This is a genomic window from Psychrobacter sp. KH172YL61, assembly GCF_007182895.1.
Lineage (GTDB): Bacteria > Pseudomonadota > Gammaproteobacteria > Pseudomonadales > Moraxellaceae > Psychrobacter > Psychrobacter pacificensis.
This window is the reverse complement of sequence record NZ_AP019516.1, coordinates 2850762-2869753: the sequence shown is the minus strand read 5'-3', so window position 1 is coordinate 2869753 and position 18992 is coordinate 2850762. Positions and strand designations below refer to the sequence as shown.

General features: G+C 44.6%; 12 protein-coding genes, 2 tRNA genes, 3 rRNA genes and 3 pseudogenes. 14 read left to right on the top strand and 6 right to left on the bottom strand.

The genetic code is table 11. The features are described 5' to 3' along the window. Positions 1-5: 5 nt before the first annotated feature. Together PKHYL_RS15245 and PKHYL_RS15240 are read left to right on the top strand one after the other, a co-directional pair. Positions 6-488, top strand: a complete 483-nt coding sequence (locus PKHYL_RS15245; protein WP_332835904.1) for a GNAT family N-acetyltransferase — start codon at positions 6-8, stop codon at positions 486-488. 120 nt (positions 489-608) lie between these two features. Then, positions 609-848: a DUF1653 domain-containing protein gene (locus tag PKHYL_RS15240; protein WP_071002855.1), complete on the top strand. Its 240-nt coding sequence runs from the start codon at positions 609-611 to the stop codon at positions 846-848. Here the strand turns inward: PKHYL_RS15240 and PKHYL_RS15235 are convergent. Next, positions 845-1759, bottom strand: coding sequence for an alpha/beta fold hydrolase (locus PKHYL_RS15235; protein WP_240365525.1), 915 nt, complete (start codon positions 1757-1759; stop codon positions 845-847). The two genes, PKHYL_RS15240 and PKHYL_RS15235, sit on opposite strands and share 4 nt — an antisense overlap. Positions 1760-2047: 288 nt before the next feature. On the opposite strand from PKHYL_RS15235, the gene PKHYL_RS15230 reads away from it, so the two are divergent. Beyond that, the gene (locus tag PKHYL_RS15230; RefSeq protein ID WP_240365524.1) at positions 2048-2713 is read left to right on the top strand and encodes a hypothetical protein; all 666 of its coding nucleotides are present in this window, start codon (positions 2048-2050) and stop codon (positions 2711-2713) included. An 8-nt stretch (positions 2714-2721) separates the two neighbouring features. Here PKHYL_RS15230 and PKHYL_RS15225 read toward each other — a convergent pair whose 3' ends face one another. Continuing rightward, positions 2722-3474, bottom strand: coding sequence for an SDR family NAD(P)-dependent oxidoreductase (locus tag PKHYL_RS15225; protein ID WP_071002857.1), 753 nt, complete (start codon positions 3472-3474; stop codon positions 2722-2724). A gap of 73 nt (positions 3475-3547) precedes the next feature. Next, positions 3548-4208, bottom strand: a pseudogene (upp, locus tag PKHYL_RS15220) (uracil phosphoribosyltransferase). A gap of 368 nt (positions 4209-4576) precedes the next feature. On the opposite strand from upp, the gene PKHYL_RS15215 reads away from it, so the two are divergent. The 9 genes from PKHYL_RS15215 to PKHYL_RS15175 all read left to right on the top strand — a co-directional run bounded on the left by PKHYL_RS15215 (position 4577) and on the right by PKHYL_RS15175 (position 13256). Further along, positions 4577-5272 (top strand): DNA glycosylase, encoded by a 696-nt coding sequence (locus PKHYL_RS15215; protein ID WP_240365523.1) that lies wholly within the window; start codon positions 4577-4579, stop codon positions 5270-5272. Between the two features lie 687 nt (positions 5273-5959). Then, positions 5960-7495: ribosomal RNA gene (locus PKHYL_RS15210) — 16S ribosomal RNA — on the top strand. 73 nt (positions 7496-7568) lie between these two features. After that, positions 7569-7645 (top strand) — tRNA-Ile (locus PKHYL_RS15205). Positions 7646-7741: 96 nt separating this feature from the next. Beyond that, a tRNA-Ala gene (locus PKHYL_RS15200) sits at positions 7742-7817 on the top strand. A gap of 351 nt (positions 7818-8168) precedes the next feature. Further along, a 23S ribosomal RNA gene (locus PKHYL_RS15195) occupies positions 8169-11027 on the top strand. A gap of 161 nt (positions 11028-11188) precedes the next feature. Then, a 5S ribosomal RNA gene (gene rrf / locus PKHYL_RS15190) occupies positions 11189-11302 on the top strand. Together the 16S, 23S and 5S rRNA genes with 2 tRNA genes alongside form the textbook arrangement of a ribosomal RNA operon. Before the next feature lie 213 nt (positions 11303-11515). Then, the gene (locus tag PKHYL_RS15185; protein WP_071002858.1) at positions 11516-12346 is read left to right on the top strand and encodes a TIR domain-containing protein; all 831 of its coding nucleotides are present in this window, start codon (positions 11516-11518) and stop codon (positions 12344-12346) included. 131 nt (positions 12347-12477) lie between these two features. Then, the gene (locus tag PKHYL_RS15180; RefSeq protein WP_240365522.1) at positions 12478-12840 is read left to right on the top strand and encodes a hypothetical protein; all 363 of its coding nucleotides are present in this window, start codon (positions 12478-12480) and stop codon (positions 12838-12840) included. Continuing rightward, positions 12837-13256 (top strand): hypothetical protein, encoded by a 420-nt coding sequence (locus tag PKHYL_RS15175; protein WP_240365521.1) that lies wholly within the window; start codon positions 12837-12839, stop codon positions 13254-13256. The genes PKHYL_RS15180 and PKHYL_RS15175 overlap by 4 nt, the downstream gene beginning before the upstream one ends. A gap of 237 nt (positions 13257-13493) precedes the next feature. Here the strand turns inward: PKHYL_RS15175 and PKHYL_RS15170 are convergent, their stop codons facing one another. Next, positions 13494-14351: a pirin family protein gene (locus tag PKHYL_RS15170; RefSeq protein ID WP_197496787.1), complete on the bottom strand. Its 858-nt coding sequence runs from the start codon at positions 14349-14351 to the stop codon at positions 13494-13496. Between the two features lie 446 nt (positions 14352-14797). On the opposite strand from PKHYL_RS15170, the pseudogene PKHYL_RS18330 reads away from it, so the two are divergent. Both PKHYL_RS18330 and PKHYL_RS15155 read left to right on the top strand, forming a co-directional pair. Then, positions 14798-15627 (top strand): annotated as a pseudogene (locus tag PKHYL_RS18330) (5'-nucleotidase). Positions 15628-15804: 177 nt separating this feature from the next. Further along, entirely contained in the window at positions 15805-16404 is a 600-nt protein-coding gene (locus PKHYL_RS15155) for a rhomboid family intramembrane serine protease (protein ID WP_240365518.1), read from the top strand. A 43-nt stretch (positions 16405-16447) separates the two neighbouring features. On the opposite strand, the gene PKHYL_RS15150 is transcribed toward PKHYL_RS15155, so the two are convergent. Next, complete coding sequence (locus tag PKHYL_RS15150) at positions 16448-16981, bottom strand: hypothetical protein (protein WP_240365517.1); 534 nt, start codon at positions 16979-16981, stop codon at positions 16448-16450. Between the two features lie 139 nt (positions 16982-17120). Next, positions 17121-18988: pseudogene (locus PKHYL_RS15140) on the bottom strand (sodium:solute symporter family protein). Positions 18989-18992: the final 4 nt, after the last annotated feature.

The window sequence follows — 18992 nt, the reverse complement described above, 5'->3', positions numbered from 1 at the left end:
GATAAATGCTAGAACGGGTTACCTTATCGAGCAATGACATTACCCTTGAGCCATTAACGCTCGCTCATGCCACTGACTTGATTGAAGCTTGCCAAGATGGTGCGCTGTGGCAGATAAACGAGACGTCTATACCTGAGCCAGACAAGGTCATGGATTATATTAATGTTGCAGATTCAATGACGGATAGGCAAGCTTTTGCCGTCATTGATGAGCGTACTGGTAAAGCGATTGGCTCAACCAGCTTCCATGACATTTTGCCGACTACCAAAAGATTAGAGATTGGTTATACTTGGTATGCCAAATCTTACTGGCGCACGCATGTCAACACCACCTGCAAGCTCATACTGCTCACTTATATATTTGAAACGCTACAATATCAAACCGTAGGCTGGCGTACAGATGTCGATAATCATCGCTCACAACAAGCCATCGAGCGCTTAGGTGCCAAAAAGGGATGGTGTGATTCGTGGCAATCGAGTACGCCGTGACGGCGTTATTTCAGATACCGTGATGTATAGTATGGTCTATTCTGAATGGGCGGGTATAAAACCCAAGCTTGCAGCAAAAGTACAAAGCATCTTTTAATTATCAATATAAATGAGTGGTTTATGTCTCAAAAAAATCAAAATTCGGTACCCCAAGGCATTTACCGACACTATAAAGGCAATCTTTACCAAGTATTGCATACCGCGCAGCACTCAGAAACCGAAGAAGCCTTAGTCGTTTATCGTTGTCTTTATGGTGAGTACGGCGTATGGGTACGACCGCTGTCGATGTTTGCTGAAACTGTGATGCGTAGTGGCACAGAAGTGCCTAGATTTGAGCTGATAAAACCCCTAGTGGATTAACTCTTGAACTTGGCAGCATCTCCTAAAAAAGCGACTTTACTAAGTCGCTTTTTGGTTGCGACTCGTAAATCATTCTCACAAAACTTCTTTAACACCTTATGAAAACCAATCGGCTCATCCATAGGGACGGCATGTCCTGAGCGCGGTAGGATGACGTCACGAGCATTGGGTAGCATACATGTGATTTCTTGCTGCCAATTGGGATCATAGAGTTTTGATTGACCACCAATGAGACTGACCACTGGGATGGTGACGTTTTCTATAACTGCCCGAAAATCATAAGGTATGGCGAGATACGCCTGCAGGCAGCGCATTTTGTGTTGCCAGGTTTGGTGATTATAAAATGCCAGCTTATGATCGTTTTGATGAGTAAGTGCTTGTACGACAGCTTTTGAACGTGGACGGCTGACAGAGAGTAAAGAAAACAATCTTTCGACATCTGTCACATGGCGTTTGAGAGAAAACGGCAAGTGCGTAAAGTGTTCAACGTGCGCATACGGTAGTGTCCTATCGACAATTTCTTGAAACACGGCAAACCTCTCTTTTTGCCGATCCCCAAACAACCCGCCTTGCCAATCTGGTTGATTGTGAATCACAGGGCTTTGATCAATATTTAGATAGCGACTGACTCTGGCTGTACCAAAACGCTCAAAATAAGACCACATGACGAGCGCACCCATTGAAATCGCGGCCACAGGTAATGACTCTACGTGACGCCTCAGGCAGATGTGCTCAATCACTGTATCAATATCCTCAGCGTACTGATGCACGAAATCAAACTGCGTCAACTCAATATCTTTTGCAGCACCAAAACCTCGGAAATGCGGCAAGTAAAATTCATATTTACCCATTAGTGGCAGTATAAAAGGTAAAAACTCACGCGCATCCATGCCATAAGCATGCATCATCATGATGGGTTTACCATTCCCAATGACAGATATGGGTAGCGCCGTACCATCAGCTGTCTTTATATCGATTGTTCGTAATCGATATGATGCGGGTAGAGAAAAAGGAGGTTTTTCATAGAATGACATCACTTTTGGTTATCAAGCCATCTTGGTTGAGTGGTCAAGATGTATTTTTACAAACGTATTCATACCGCGAATAAAAGACTGTTATATTGAAGCAGTCATCTGACCATAGCATAGAATTTAGCTAACGGTAAAAGCAGTAGCGATAACTGATAAGGGTAGAAGGGTATGAGCAAATCGATATTGTCGTCATTGGATAGTAGCTTGTATCCACAAGTTTGGGAGCAGCAGACATTTACCAGTCCACAAGCGCTTTTATTGTCGATGTTGAATAATGAGGTCACGATAGATGCCAATAGCTTTTCCAAGCGACTACTGGCGAACGATATTTATCAAGAATGGATCAATGCCACAGTATTTGGACGGTATTTGCATCGCAACTTTACCGCGTTTTATCAACAAACAGAAGACAGTTTTAATGTAGAAATGCCCGCTTTGTTTCGTCAAGAGCTGACCCGCCATGCGCAGTATATGCCATTAGATCAGGTGGTATTTTTTGCAGGAGAGGTGCCAAAAGTGGTACGACAAACAAAACTACTCACCACCACCGTCAATCCAGCCACGGCAATCATTAACGCACAAAAAATGGCAACTCATCAGGTTTCTTATTCAAAGATAATCGTTAATCAAATCACCATCGTCGGTAAGCAAGTATTAGGGTTTCCGATACGCCATAATAAACGCACTAGCGAGCGCCTGCGTAATGAAGTATTGATTATGGACTTTCAGGACTTACGCTTGGTAAATGAGGTAACAATTGAGGACATAAAAAAAAGCAATATAGAGTCATCTATATTGCTTCGGTCTCTACGAGTTACGTTGATTGTTAAATAGATGCGCTTTTAACGGTCTTTTTTAGCCACCGTTAGACCGTTATAGGTTTGCGCGACTGGCATCACTTCCAAACGATTGACATTGATATGCGCAGGCGACTCAATCAACCACAGTAATATATCGCCGATATCTTCACCTGTCATGGTCTTAAAGCCATCGTAGACTTTAGCTGCTTTATCGTCATCACCATGGTAGCGCACGTTTGAAAACTCAGTACCCGCGACTACGCCCGGTTCAATATTGGTCACGCGTACTTGCGTACCGACAAGGTCAGCACGTAGATTTAGGCTAAATTGTTTGACAAAGGCTTTAGTTGCGCCGTATACATTGCCACCAAAGTATGGCCAGCTACCAGCAATCGAGCCGACATTGATGATATATCCGCTATCGCGCTCGACCATCGCTGGCAAGACTGCATGAGTCAATGACATTAGACCTTTAACATTGGTATCGACCATTTGCATCCAATCATCGAGACTGGCTTTGTGTGCAGGCTCTGTACCCAGCGCCAATCCTGCATTATTAACCAAGACATCAATGTGTTTAAAGTCATCAGGCAAGTCAGCAATGATTTGCGGAATAGAATCCGTATCACTCACATCCATCACCACAGGTAAAAAATTCTCACCTAAAATCTCTGCTAAAGCATTCAGCTTATCGATACGTCTAGCGCAACCAATCACGCGATGACCATTAGCCACCAAACGCTCTGCCAACGCTTTACCAAAACCCGCGCTCGCTCCTGTAATCAATACGTTCATTGTCTGTCCCTATTATTGATGTTGTCTGCTGTTGCCATAAACTTGATGACGGCTTTATTTACCCTAATGAGACTTATCTATTTGATAACTGCTTACCAAAGATTTTATCGCCCGCATCGCCAAGACCTGGGATGATGTAACCGTGCTCATCCAAATGGCTGTCTAACGCAGCGGTATAGATAGTCACGTCAGGATGTGCTTCATTAACTAAGCGGACGCCTTCAGGTGCAGCTACCAATACCAATGCTTTGATATTAGTACAGCCATTTTTCTTTAGCATCTCGATGGTCGCAACCATTGAGCCACCCGTAGCTAGCATTGGATCAATGATTAGCGCAGGACGCTTGTCCATGTGACTGACAAATTTTTCAAAGAATGGTACTGGCTGCAGCGTTTCTTCATCACGCTGTAAACCGACCACAGAAATCTTGGCAGTAGGGATCAGATCGAGTACCCCATCAAGCATGCCAATACCTGCACGCAAAATCGGCACGATAGTCGCAGTCTTACCGATGATTTGCTCACCCGTGATTTCGCCGCACCAGCCTTGCATTGGGAAGGTCTCAATTTCAAAATCACGGCTTGCTTCATAAGCCATCAAGCGTGCAAGCTCTTTAGTCAATGTACGAAATTTATAAGTACTACAGTCTTTTTTCGCGCATGAGGCTGAGTTTATGACGGACCAATGGATGATCAATGACCGTAATGTTTAAATCGTTGTTTAAATCACTCATAAGTATTCTCTTGGTTTTTTGTCTGATGCGTGCGCAGTCATTGCGGTTGCTATTAATATAAAAAGATACAAACACTTACCCCACTTTAACTCTGTTTGGTCTCATTGATAGTAAAATAAAAACCTCAATGACCATGCAAATCAAATAAACGTGCTACTTGTATAAGAGTGTAATGTCACCAAAAGTGATCAGTTAGACACTCACAATTGGCAGCCAAGCCTAAACCGCTCAGGCTAAGCGACTATATTATTGTCATATTGTCGCACTATTTGAATCGACTAAGTTTGACTGTATAAAATTATCATAAGTGCAGTAGTGTCTAGGCTTGCTATGATACCAAAAAAACCGCTTTTCTGATGAAGAATATCATGACTATAACACCATCAAACACCCAAGAAGACGCTAATAACAAGGCTAATAACGAGATAGTAGCAACCGAGAGCTCATCAGGAGAAATTGAAAATCATCCTTTTGCGCCTGTTTTACCACCAAATGCGACTATCATGATGATGGGTACGTTTCCGCCGACTAGCGATAAATGGGCAATGAGCTTTCATTATCCCAATTTTTATAATGATATGTGGCGTATCTATGGCCGAGTGTTTTTTGATGACGCTAACTATTTTAGAGTCGGCGATGAGAAGCGCTTTGACCCTGAGCGCATACGCAATTTTATGTTCGAGCGTGGCATCGCTTCTTGCCCGACAGTCAAGCAGGCTATTCGAGAGACTGGCAATGCTTCGGATAAAAACCTAACCGTGGTGACGCCAGTTGATTTGGATAGTATCTTGCCGCAAGTGCCAAAGGTAGCGACATTATTCACGACAGGAGGCAAGGCGACCGAAGTGCTACTTGGGTTATTAGATAAGCCAATTGCCAAATCAAAACATCCAAAAACCAATCAAAGTATGGATTACCCTTATCAATGGCAGGATGCAGATAATAAAAAAATGGATGTTAATGACTTAACCTTATATAGATTACCATCGACCTCACGCGCCTATCCCTTATCGTTGGATAAGAAAGTCGCGGCGTATAAGGCGTTTTTTGAGAGGGATGGGTAAGTTATAAGGTGAATAGAATTGTGTTAATAGACGGAAAAATCTGAAAAATAGTAAAAGGTCTATAGCTGTTAAAGCAGAATATTCTTACTGCAAGGGAAATCCGTCCTCATCTCTCTACTATGCTCACCAATCGACCAATTCATAACCTATTGAAAATACTTAAAATTTCAAATGGCTGTAAAATAATTTTAAAAACATGTATAAATTGGTTGACACAAAAGTTAAACCCTCTATAATACGCCCTCATCAGACGGACTGGCGGTAAGAGATGTGTAGATTACACATTAATAACCCAGTTAACCTGGCGAAACAAATTATAAAAAGTCTTGACAATTCAAATCATTATGATAAGATAGTCGGCTCGCTAGATAGCTTAACCGGAGACGGAAAAGGCAGATAGCGTTAGTAATACCCTATATATCGATGACTGGACGACAGTGATTGAGACTATTTAAAAGCATAACTAAAGAACAACTTGTGTGGATTTTTGCTGATTCAGAATGCTAAAAAATAAAGTTGGTCGACTATCTTTTCGGTAGAACACCAACTATAAAAATTATCATTTAAGACAGCAGAAAAACTCAAAGTTAATTCATTACGAACATAATTACGAGCGATTTTGCCAGATTAAATGAGCCAAGATTAGAAGTCGTCTTCCTATTTATAGGTAAAGGCTTCAGATAGATTAAACTGAAGAGTTTGATCATGGCTCAGATTGAACGCTGGCGGCAGGCTTAACACATGCAAGTCGAGCGGAAACGATGATAGCTTGCTATCAGGCGTCGAGCGGCGGACGGGTGAGTAATACTTAGGAATCTACCTAGTAGTGGGGGGATAGCTCGGGGAAACTCGAATTAATACCGCATACGTCCTACGGGAGAAAGGGGGCAACTTGTTGCTCTCGCTATTAGATGAGCCTAAGTCGGATTAGCTAGATGGTGGGGTAAAGGCCTACCATGGCGACGATCTGTAGCTGGTCTGAGAGGATGATCAGCCACACCGGGACTGAGACACGGCCCGGACTCCTACGGGAGGCAGCAGTGGGGAATATTGGACAATGGGGGGAACCCTGATCCAGCCATGCCGCGTGTGTGAAGAAGGCCTTTTGGTTGTAAAGCACTTTAAGCAGTGAAGAAGACTCTTCGGTTAATACCCGGGGACGATGACATTAGCTGCAGAATAAGCACCGGCTAACTCTGTGCCAGCAGCCGCGGTAATACAGAGGGTGCAAGCGTTAATCGGAATTACTGGGCGTAAAGCGAGCGTAGGTGGCTTGATAAGTCAGATGTGAAATCCCCGGGCTTAACCTGGGAACTGCATCTGAAACTGTTAGGCTAGAGTAGGTGAGAGGGAAGTAGAATTTCAGGTGTAGCGGTGAAATGCGTAGAGATCTGAAGGAATACCGATGGCGAAGGCAGCTTCCTGGCATCATACTGACACTGAGGCTCGAAAGCGTGGGTAGCAAACAGGATTAGATACCCTGGTAGTCCACGCCGTAAACGATGTCTACTAGTCGTTGGGTCCCTTGAGGACTTAGTGACGCAGCTAACGCAATAAGTAGACCGCCTGGGGAGTACGGCCGCAAGGTTAAAACTCAAATGAATTGACGGGGGCCCGCACAAGCGGTGGAGCATGTGGTTTAATTCGATGCAACGCGAAGAACCTTACCTGGTCTTGACATACACAGAATCTTGTAGAGATACGAGAGTGCCTTCGGGAATTGTGATACAGGTGCTGCATGGCTGTCGTCAGCTCGTGTCGTGAGATGTTGGGTTAAGTCCCGCAACGAGCGCAACCCTTGTCCTTAGTTACCAGCACTTCGGGTGGGAACTCTAAGGATACTGCCAGTGACAAACTGGAGGAAGGCGGGGACGACGTCAAGTCATCATGGCCCTTACGACCAGGGCTACACGTGCTACAATGGTAGGTACAGAGGGCAGCTACACAGCGATGTGATGCGAATCTCAAAAAGCCTATCGTAGTCCAGATTGGAGTCTGCAACTCGACTCCATGAAGTAGGAATCGCTAGTAATCGCGGATCAGAATGCCGCGGTGAATACGTTCCCGGGCCTTGTACACACCGCCCGTCACACCATGGGAGTTGATTGCACCAGAAGTGGTTAGCCTAACTTAGTGAGGGCGATCACCACGGTGTGGTTGATGACTGGGGTGAAGTCGTAACAAGGTAGCCGTAGGGGAACCTGCGGCTGGATCACCTCCTTATAGACAGCATTCGCTCAGCAAGAATTCACAACAAGTTGTTCTTTAGTTTAAGCTTACGTTTTAGGACGTATCAGGGTCTGTAGCTCAGCTGGTTAGAGCACCGTGTTGATAACGCGGGGGTCAGTGGTTCGAGTCCACTTAGACCCACCATTATTAATGTAGGTGAAAGAGCCCTAAGTAAATCTCCTTTAAGGGATTTCCTCTTGCGCTCGGATCGAAGCAGTGCTTCGATTGTATCCTCGCTCAGGGGCCATAGCTCAGTTGGTAGAGCGCCTGCCTTGCACGCAGGAGGTCAGGAGTTCGACTCTCCTTGGCTCCACCACTACATACGGCTAAGCTTAGCGTGCTAAATAAAATAGGTATCAAATAGAAACAAGTGATTCATCTTGAATAAAGACACGATTACTTCTTTCTGTTTTATACAGAAAACTATGACTCGACGAGAGCATAGGAACTATTTAAAAACATAGATATGAGTCTGGGTTAGGATGAGCGTATTCACGCGCCCATCTTAACCTTAATAACTCACCTCTTAACGACATTATTTGTTATCCCAGGGGTGAGTTATTAAAAAAGTAAAGAGAACTGAATCAAGCGTATAAACATAGGTGATATCGTTATCATAATTAGATTGTATGACACTTAGAAGTCGAAAGACTACTTGGGGTTGTATGGTCAAGTAATGAAGCGCACATGGTGGATGCCTTGGCAGTCAGAGGCGATGAAAGACGTGACAGCCTGCGATAAGCTTCGGGGAGGCGGCAATATCCTGTGATCCGGAGATTTCTGAATGGGGAAACCCACTTACCATAAGGTAGGTATCCTAATTTATTAGGGAAGCAAACGAGGGGAAGTGAAACATCTCAGTACCCTTAGGAATAGACATCAATTGAGATTCCCCCTAGTAGCGGCGAGCGAACGGGGAGAAGCCGATTAAAGCTAATGTAGAAGAACAGCGTGGGAAAGCTGACCATAGTAGGTGATAGTCCTGTATTCGAAACATTAGCGTTAACATATTAAGTAGAGCGGGGCACGAGAAATCCTGTTTGAAGATGGGGGACCATCCTCCAAGGCTAAATACTCCTGACTGACCGATAGTGAACCAGTACCGTGAGGGAAAGGCGAAAAGAACCCCTGTGAGGGGGAGTGAAATAGAACCTGAAACCGTGTGCGTACAAGCAGTGGGAGCCCACTTGTTGGGTGACCGCGTACCTTTGTATAATGGGTCAGCGACTTATATTCTGTAGCAAGGTTAACCGTTTAGGGGAGCCGTAGGGAAACCGAGTCTTAATAGGGCGACTAGTTGCAGGGTATAGACCCGAAACCGAGTGATCTATCCATGAGCAGGTTGAAAGTGCCGTAACAGGCACCGGAGGACCGAACCCACTGTCGTTGAAAAGCCAGGGGATGACTTGTGGATAGGGGTGAAAGGCTAATCAAACTCGGTGATAGCTGGTTCTCCCCGAAAGCTATTTAGGTAGCGCCTCGGACGAACACCATTGGGGGTAGAGCACTGTTTCGGCTAGGGGGTCATACCGACTTACCAAACCGATGCAAACTCCGAATACCGATGAGTGATATCCGGGAGACACACGGTGGGTGCTAACGTCCATCGTGGAGAGGGAAACAACCCAGACCGCCAGCTAAGGCCCCAAATTCCCTAGTTAAGTGGGAAACGAGGTGGGAAGGCATAGACAGCTAGGAGGTTGGCTTAGAAGCAGCCATCCTTTAAAGAAAGCGTAATAGCTCACTAGTCGAGTCGGCCCGCGCGGAAGATGTAACGGGGCTCAAACTAGGAGCCGAAGCTGCGGATTTGAATTTGTTTTCAAGTGGTAGGGGAGCGTTGTGTAAGCCTGTGAAGGTGTGTTGTAAAGCATGCTGGAGGTATCACAAGAGCGAATGCTGACGTGAGTAACGATAATGGGTGTGAAAAGCATCCACGCCGGAAGATCAAGGGTTCCAGTCCAACGTTAATCGGGGCTGGGTGAGTCGACCCTAAGGCGAGGGCCGAAAGGCGTAGTCGATGGGAAATCGGTTAATATTCCGATACTTGTTTATAATGCGATGGAGGGACGGAGAAGGTTATGTCAGCCTGGCGTTGGTTGTCCAGGTGAAAGGATGTAGGTTTATAGCTTAGGTAAATCCGGGCTATTCTATACCGAGATCTGATAGCAAGCTGTACATGTACAGCGAAGTGGCAAATACCATGCTTCCAGGAAAAGCTTCTAAGCAATAGTTATAAACGAATCGTACCCTAAACCGACACAGGTGATCAGGTAGAGAATACCAAGGCGCTTGAGAGAACTCTGCTGAAGGAACTAGGCAAAATGGTACCGTAACTTCGGGAGAAGGTACGCTGTTGGTGGTGATAGGACTTGCTCCTTGAGCTGCTGGCAGTCGCAGATACCAGGCTGCTGCAACTGTTTATTAAAAACACAGCACTCTGCAAACACGAAAGTGGACGTATAGGGTGTGATGTCTGCCCGGTGCTGGAAGGTTAATTGATGGGCTTAGCGTAAGCGAAGGTCTTGATCGAAGCCCCAGTAAACGGCGGCCGTAACTATAACGGTCCTAAGGTAGCGAAATTCCTTGTCGGGTAAGTTCCGACCTGCACGAATGACATAATGATGGCAGCGCTGTCTCCAGCAGAGACTCAGTGAAATCGAAATCGCAGTGAAGATGCTGTGTACCCGCGGCTAGACGGAAAGACCCCGTGAACCTTTACTACAGCTTTACATTGAACTTTGACCTGACTTGTGCAGGATAGGTGGGAGGCTTTGAAACCGAGACGCCAGTCTTGGTGGAGCCATCCTTGAAATACCACCCTGGTCATGTTGGGGTTCTAACTCAGGTATCACAATACCGAGGACAATGTATGGTGGGTAGTTTGACTGGGGCGGTCTCCTCCTAAAGAGTAACGGAGGAGTACGAAGGTGCGCTCAGACCGGTCGGAAATCGGTCGAAGAGTATAAAGGCAAAAGCGCGCTTAACTGCGAGACCCACAAGTCGAGCAGGTACGAAAGTAGGTCTTAGTGATCCGGTGGTTCTGTATGGAAGGGCCATCGCTCAACGGATAAAAGGTACTCTGGGGATAACAGGCTGATACCGCCCAAGAGTTCATATCGACGGCGGTGTTTGGCACCTCGATGTCGGCTCATCTCATCCTAGGGCTGAAGCAGGTCCTAAGGGTATGGCTGTTCGCCATTTAAAGAGGTACGCGAGCTGGGTTTAGAACGTCGTGAGACAGTTCGGTCCCCTATCTACCGTGGGCGTTGGAAATTTGAGAGGATCTGCTCCTAGTACGAGAGGACCAGAGTGGACGAACCACTGGTGTTCGGGTTGTCATGCCAATGGCATTGCCCGGTAGCTACGTTCGGATGGGATAACCGCTGAAAGCATCTAAGCGGGAAGCCCACCTCAAGATTAGATTTCCCTAAAGAGCCGTTCAAGACTAGGACGTTGATAGGCAGGGTGTGGAAGCACAGTGATGTGTGTAGCTAACCTGTACTAATTGCTCGTTTGGCTTGACCATACAACACCAAGTGGTTTGTATCAAGTCTAATTAATCTATCTTGTATAGCTCAGGCTATAGAAACAGACAGAATATTTCGATATCACCGTTAACCTTGATTCAGTTAGGGTAAGTGGTACTTATCAAAAGTCACACAAACAGACTCATATCTAACCCCCTTTGCTGACGACAATAGCGCGATGGCACCACCTGATCCCTTCCCGAACTCAGAAGTGAAACATCGTTGCGCCAATGGTAGTGTGGTTCGCCCATGTGAGAGTAGGTCATCGTCAGCTCTCTATTCCAAAAGCCCCCTTCTGCGAAAGTAGAAGGGGGCTTTTTATGGTCGGGATTTTTGTTTATAGTTCTTTAATGTTTTAGGACTATATTTATAGATGATTTAATCAATTTCTTTCTTCATTTTCTATTATTATATTTAGATTGTTGGTCTGTCGTATTAATGCTAGATTTACAGGATAGTAAATTGTTAGTCTTTATAAGGAATCAAAATGTATTACCATGTAAAAGTAAAACCAAAATCAGATACACATTACGGTGAGTACAAAACAGATCTTACTAAAGAACAATTAATTTCAAGGTTTGTTGAACCTTATGAGCAAGGAAAACCAATTGTCATTAATGGAAAGACTGTTCAGCCTGATGATCTTGAGAGGATAACTATTGCTAAAAGTGAAAAAACAATTGAATCTTTTATTCCTCAAATCAGAGCAGAGAATCAAAACTCATCAATGGTTATAATCGGTGGTCCATCTGATACCTATCAGGCTATTGGACGGGCAACAAACGTCACTGATGATTTTATTGAAGGTGCAGTAGGCTATAAGAAAGAGCTTGTAGCTACACGATCTGTCAGGCAAGAGTCTAGAGATGCCAAACCAAATAGAGTGTTTATAGTCCATGGTCATGATGAGGGCGCGCAAAACAAAGCTGCTAGATTCGTAGAAAGATTAGGATTCGAAGCAATTATTCTTCACGAAAAGGCAAGCTCAGGAAGAACAATTATTGAGAAAATAGAGCATTATTCCGATACTGGATTCGCGATAGTTTTATATACACCTGATGATGTTGGTAATGTAAAAACAGATGCTGGAAACTTAAATGTTCGAGCACGACAAAATGTAGTTTTTGAGCACGGTTTACTTATTGGTAAACTTGGACGAGAAAATGTTTGTGCTTTAGTAGATGGTAAGCTAGAACTGCCAAATGACATTAGTGGTGTAGTTTATATTTCGTTAGATGAATCCTCTGCATGGCAGTTGCAACTAGCTAAAGAAATGAAACAGTCTGGCTACAGCATTGATATGAACAAATTGATCTAAGACCAACTGCGTGTGATAGCTAATTAATCAGATACTAATCTGCTTTGCGTATAGTTTATTCATATAATACAGAATTAAATACTAATTAAAATACAGTTTACTCTGTATCATACTTTAAGTAGAGACATCAAATGGAATCCAGTTTAGATGAATTTACAGGCCGAATAGAGAACACTATTCGAAACTCTATTAGCGAAATAACAGGTCACGAATGGAATGAAGACTTCATTACTCTAAAATTACTTTCTGACTTGAGACGTGAACTAGATGGCATGTATTTTACTAGTAACGATAGAAAGAACAAAATAGACTGGCAAATATATAAATTAAAGGGGAACTTTGAGAATAATTTTGGCGACATTGCTCTAGTTATAAATATTAATTATAAAGACGGCACTGATCTTCATGGAGCTGCATTTCTTGAAGCAAAAAAGCGTGACTGGAGAAAAGCATCCTTCAGTGCAATGAAAATACCCCAAGCTAAAAAATATTGAAGAACGCTCCTCGTTCTCAGTACTTGCTTTATGATTATGAAGAAATTACAAACTTTGTGTTAGGTTCTTCGTATCAAGAAGCGTTAAGGCAATACCCTTATCATAGAGGTTCTCAAATCTCATTTTCTGCGGTAACTAGAGCTGTATGTGTACCTCTTAACTTAGCTCTAGAAACAGGTGGTAAAGATACATTGCTTTATCGCTATGGTACACCATTTTCATTACAGCTTGCGAAGCGTTACTTTAATGGTTTGGATTTAGAGTTTGATGAAACATCTAAAAAAGTTGCTACAGGTTTCTTAGATAAATTTGGTTTACCAAAATATATTATCAAAATTAATATTATTGAGAATGGTGTAGAACCTAAAGAAAATGAACTTCGGGTGAATCAAGCAAACTATAACCGGATAGATTAAAGACTCATAACTTAAATTTATTATCTAGCTCATAACCGCAATCTCTTAAAATCAAACCAAAATTGCTCGCCTACTGGTCTAAATACCCTACGGAGCTGCTCAGTCATAATGTTATAGTTAGAGTATATGAGGACTCCACAAACAGCCAAAGCAGCAATTTTCCCACAAAAAAGCCCATATTAACAAATAATACGGGCTTTAACATTCAATAGAGTATTTAACAAACTAGGCTAATCATTAAGCCCCTTCACCAAACTTACCACTTTGGAAATCAGTGACCGCTTGCATGATTTCTTGCTGGCTGTTCATGACAAACGGACCATATTGCACAATCGGCTCGCGTAGTGGGCGACCAGTGATTAAGATCACTTTGGTATCCTCACTACTATTGGCGGTAATAGTGACGCCATCAGCACTATCATTGTTTTCAAGAATAGCCATAGTCTTAGTTGGTACTTCTCTACCTTCAATATCTACTTTACCACGATATACAAAGGCAAACGCATTATGATCGGCTGGAATCGCTTGGCTAAAGCTCTTTCCTGCTGGTAAATGGATATCCAAATACGTCGGCTCAGTAATGTCGCGGGTGACTGCACCTTCTACGCCATGCGATGTACCTGCGATTACCGTAACGTCTACGCCATCTTCAGTTGTGTATTTAGGCAAGTCCTCACTTTGGAAATCTTTATACCAAGGGTCATTCATTTTATCTTTAGCAGGTAGATTAAGCCACAGCTGGAAGCCTTCCATCGCGCCGTCTTCTTGTTCCGGTAGCTCTGAATGGATCACACCGCTCGCCGCTGTCATCCACTGCACGCCGCCGTTCTGTAATAGCCCTTCGTTACCCACGCTATCACGATGACGCATACGCCCCGTAATCATATAAGTAATGGTTTCAAAGCCGCGATGCGGGTGATTGGGGAACCCTGCGACATAATCATCTGGATTGTCACTTTTAAAGTTATCGAGCATCAAGTACGGATCGAGGCGCTGTTGCAGCTGCTGCGTCAGTACGCGAGTCAATTTAACGCCAGCGCCGTCTTGGGTATCGACCCCAGCAAAAAGCTGCTCGATTTGACGCGATTGGGTCACAGTATCTTTTTGCTATTCGCTGCAGTATTATTCATTATTCTCTCCTGATATTTTTAATATCTGTTGGTGAGCATTGATTTATTACTCTTAGCTATTTATTTGAGGCCAAGGGGATATATTTCAATATTATTATATAGTTTATATTAATAAATAATAATGATAATTAAGTATTATTTAATCAATTATCAGTACAAAAGGGATTACTATTAAAGAGTAGCCAATAATAAAAATCTTACTTACCTACTGAGGTTTAATTGCTAAACTGATGAGCATTAACCAATACCATGCTTAGAATAGAGAACGGATAATATGGCAGTCGATTTAACCAATACTTTAATAGTGGCTATATCAGCGACAGCATTGTTTGATTTAACGGAGTCTGAGAACCACCTTTACAGCTACTACAGCAGCGCCCTGACGAGGCAGTAAAGGAGTTTCGCGATTATATGGCGAAGCGTGAAGATCAGCCATTAGATAGTGGTGCAGGATATCCATTAATCAAAGCGCTGCTGAATCTAAATAATTACTGTAACGACTGTCTATCAGCGGATTTAACGACCGAGTCGCCACTTGTGGAAGTCGTCATCGTCTCAAAGAGCAGTCCTGATACTGGCATTCAAGTGCTCAATGCCATTCGTGACAACGGTTTGAATATTTCACGTTCCGCCTTTGTATCCGGAAGTCCTGTCGCTCCATATATCAAAGATTTTAATGTCGATCTGTTTTTGACGACTAACCGTGAGGACGCCCAGCAAGTCGCCGATGCCAACATTTGCGCTTGTGCGATATTGGACGCCACTCCAGTCAACACTTACGAGCTTGATACCGATCAGCTACGCATTGCCTTCGATGGGGATGCGGTCTTATTTGACGACTCAGGGAGCTATTGTATAAACAAAAAGGCCTACAAGCTTTTCATGATAGGGAAGCTGAGATGATCGACTTACCGATCGAAAAGGGCCCTTATGCCGAGCTATTAATTAAGCTATCAAAATTGCAGCAGCGCTTACCTGCCAAAGTGCATCACTGTCCGATAAAGATTGCTTTAGTGACGGCCCGCAATGCTCCTGCAGACCTGCGAGCGATAAAAACCTTGCGAGCTTGGGGCGTAGATGTGGATATGGCTTTCTTCTTGGGAGGGCTTGAGAAAACATCGGTGCTCAAAACCTTTGCTCCGCATATCTTCTTTGACGACTCTATAAAGCACATAGATGCGGCTCGGCGCTTTATGCCGACCGCTTTAGTCCCTTATCGTTCTACCCTCGCTACTGCATGATAATAGCTATTTAGACTCCAGTGAGGTGGCGTCGACTTTGACCTTCAAGCCAACTGTGCAACCACTTTTTGCACTTAAGGTATGAGTCATTTCAGCTGGATACAATATAAAGTATTCTCACTGATGCTAACACTATTTTGAAGGGTTATCAGTTAATGTTAAGAGGCAATCGATGAATTGGCAAGCGATACTATCTTTGGTTATAACACGCCTAAAGCAGGTCATAGGGCTATACGCTTTTGTATTGGTACCGATGTGGGGCATGTTTTTCTTAATGAAAGCGTGCTATTTGGCTTATGGAATATCTTCGGTATTGTGCCGCGCACCCTAGATTTGGGTAGTATGATAGGCGTGATAGCATCATGGACGATGCACGGTAATTTTGCTCATTTGATGGGCAATACTTTTATATTATTGCAGATATTGTTTTTGTTTGGGCTGTTTGAAAACAATGCGTATCGTACAACATTGAAGCTTATTGTCGCCTCAGGAGTGGCCACTTGGGTGATAGCATCACCCTTGACCATTCATATTGGAGCGTCGGGGTTATGTTTTGCGATGCTTGGCTATATGATAGGCGGCGCTGTTTTTGCACGGCGTTGGGGATATTTATTGGCCTGTATTATCATGGGAACAGGTTACTGGCTAATCATCAAGCAAGGTCTGATGCCGCAGCCGGGAGTTTCTTTTGCCGCACATTTTGGGGGATTGTGCGCAGGGTTACTGCTGGGAGCAACTTCCAAGCATCACTATACCAGTGTCAGTCGCCATCAATAAATGCTTAAGGCTGCTGATTTAACCATCTTGTCATGGTGTGGTTTTACTGACAAACACTCAAAAACAAAGGATCGTCAGTAGTTAGCGGTCGCCATTGGGTGGTATTTGCCACATATTCTCTCAAGCCAAGCTCACGGTCTTTGGCTACAGGTATCCTATAATCGGCACGTGCAGGCGCACGGCAATCAATCACTTGTGGCATTTGCTGTACACTCATACGCCGCTCAAACAAATATAAATTGACCAAATATAGACCCTGATCGGCACTGCGCGCACGTTCGTTGTCAACAGCCATAAAGCGCACGGTCTGAGGCTTTAGGTAAGACCAAGGTCGAAACCAAGCGGTATCCTCGATTTTTTTGACGACGGTGACACCCTCTGGCAGCTGAACCACTTGCTGATCGTACCAGTTGTATTCTTGATGAATCTGAAACGCAAAAATACCGATGGCAGCAAACAATGGAATCAGCCACTTGGGCGCACGCTTTCCTGCCAGTTTGCTCAAATGTGTGATAATCAGTGCCAACCCAGCCATACCAAACCCAGCAGCGATGGTCGCAATAAACTCATAAATCATAAAATAAATCCTCAAAGCGGTGGGTCAGTGTGTCAGTTGGTTAATTCATCAATCAAGCAGTGATACCATAAAAAATCACCCACAAGCAGCTATGGCTCATGAGTGATGGTCATCTTAACAGATAAAAGCGAAAGTCGGCTTAATGATCAATCGCACCACCTGCACCGCGTGGGTAACGGACACCTTCGACCAACTCTTGAATCTCTCTTGGAGGCGCTTTGGTAGCGTAAGAGACTGCAAAGGCAACCGCAAAGTTCAATAGCGCGCCAATCGCGCCGAATGACAGTGGCGAGACACCAAGAATCCAGTATTCAGCCGTGTCAGGTAGGTTGGCCGTACCAGCGATAAAGAACCAGCCTTTGTACATAAAGATATAGACCAAGGTGGTAAATAGGCCTGTGAGCATACCGGCAATCGCGCCGACATTATTGATGCGTTTTGAGAAAATACCCATCATCAAGGCAGGGAAGAGCGACGCCCCTGCGATACCAAAGGCCAGTGCTACCACCTGAGCGGCAAAGCCTGGTGGGTTCATACCCAACCATGTGGCGATCAAAATCGCGACACCATCGAGATACGCGCCGCCATCAGCTCGCCTTTATCCGTGATATTGGGGTTAAAGTGACCTTTGATCAAATCATGACTAATGGCTGATGAGATGGCGAGCAGTAGACCTGCGGCGGTTGATAGTGCCGCGGCCAGACCACCTGCTGCGATCAGACCAACCACCCATGGTGGTAGCTGCGCAATCTCTGGGTTTGCCAATACTAAGATATCGTTATTGACATCTAGCTCGTTACCTGCCCAGCCTGCATCAGCAAAGCGGCCTTCAGCTTCAAGATCGTGTAAGACGCGAGCGGCGTCAACCGCCGTGGTAGCTGCGCCAACATCACCACCTTCGGTTTCGGCATTGGTTAAAGCCAGCTCCGCTGCGCCAAGGCCACTATCGTTATACATCTGAATGCGGCCATCGCCGTTTAGATCGTTATATTTGATTAGACCTGTTTGCTCCCATGTACGCATCCAATCTGGACGTTGGTCATACTCGAGCGCAGGCTCATTCACGCCTTGTGGGTAGATGGTATCAAGTAAGTTCAAACGTGCCATAGAGCCTACCGCAGGCGCAGTGAAGTAGAGCAGGGCAATAAAGACCAATGCCCAACCCGCTGACCAGCGCGCATCGGCCACTTTGGGTACGGTAAAAAAGCGAATGATGACGTGCGGCAAGCCTGCTGTACCAATCATCAATGACAACGTAAACAGCACCATATTTAGCTTATTGGGCACATCAGCGGTATACGAGGCAAAGCCTAAATCTGTCACCACTTGATCAAGTTTGGTCAATAGCGGTAAGCCTGATTCTGTATGAGTTGAGAACATACCAAACCCAGGGATCGGGTTGCCCGTCAATTCAAGCGAGATAAAGACCGCAGGAATGGTATAGGCGATAATTAACACCACATACTGCGCCACCTGCGTATAGGTAATCCCTTTCATACCGCCAAGTACCGCGTAAAAGAACACCACAAATGCTGCAATAATCAAACCTGTGTTGTTATCGACTTCCAAAAAGCGCGAAAATGCCACGCCTGCACCCGTCATCTGACCGATAACATAGGTGGTTGACGCAATAATCAAACAAGCAACTGCCACCATGGCTGCGGTCTTAGAGTAAAAACGGTCCCCAATAAAATCAGGAACCGTAAATTTACCAAACTTGCGCAAGTAAGGTGCCAGTAGCATGGCCAGTAGCACATAGCCACCTGTCCAGCCCATCAAATAAGAAGACGCACCGTAGCCGCCTGCCGCGAGTAGACCTGCCATAGAAATAAATGACGCTGCACTCATCCAGTCTGCGCCTGTTGCCATACCATTGAGTACGGGGTGTACACCGCCACCTGCCACATAAAAATCGCTGGTCGACCCTGCACGCGCCCAAATCGCAATCCCAAAATATAGCGCGAAAGACAGCCCCACAAAGATAATATTAATTACAAATTGACTCATAAGG

Excerpts from the sequence above, each read along its gene's own strand:
- PKHYL_RS15150 (WP_240365517.1), bottom strand. The coding sequence starts at position 16,981 with ATGATTTATGAGTTTATTGCGACCATCGCTGCTGGGTTTGGTATGGCT.
- PKHYL_RS15230 (WP_240365524.1), top strand. The coding sequence starts at position 2,048 with ATGAGCAAATCGATATTGTCGTCATTGGATAGTAGCTTGTATCCACAA.
- PKHYL_RS15185 (WP_071002858.1), top strand. The coding sequence starts at position 11,516 with ATGTATTACCATGTAAAAGTAAAACCAAAATCAGATACACATTACGGT.
- PKHYL_RS15225 (WP_071002857.1), bottom strand. The coding sequence starts at position 3,474 with ATGAACGTATTGATTACAGGAGCGAGCGCGGGTTTTGGTAAAGCGTTG.
- PKHYL_RS15245 (WP_332835904.1), top strand. The coding sequence starts at position 6 with ATGCTAGAACGGGTTACCTTATCGAGCAATGACATTACCCTTGAGCCA.
- PKHYL_RS15180 (WP_240365522.1), top strand. The coding sequence starts at position 12,478 with ATGGAATCCAGTTTAGATGAATTTACAGGCCGAATAGAGAACACTATT.
- PKHYL_RS15240 (WP_071002855.1), top strand. The coding sequence starts at position 609 with ATGTCTCAAAAAAATCAAAATTCGGTACCCCAAGGCATTTACCGACAC.
- PKHYL_RS15215 (WP_240365523.1), top strand. The coding sequence starts at position 4,577 with ATGACTATAACACCATCAAACACCCAAGAAGACGCTAATAACAAGGCT.
- PKHYL_RS15235 (WP_240365525.1), bottom strand. The coding sequence starts at position 1,759 with ATGATGATGCATGCTTATGGCATGGATGCGCGTGAGTTTTTACCTTTT.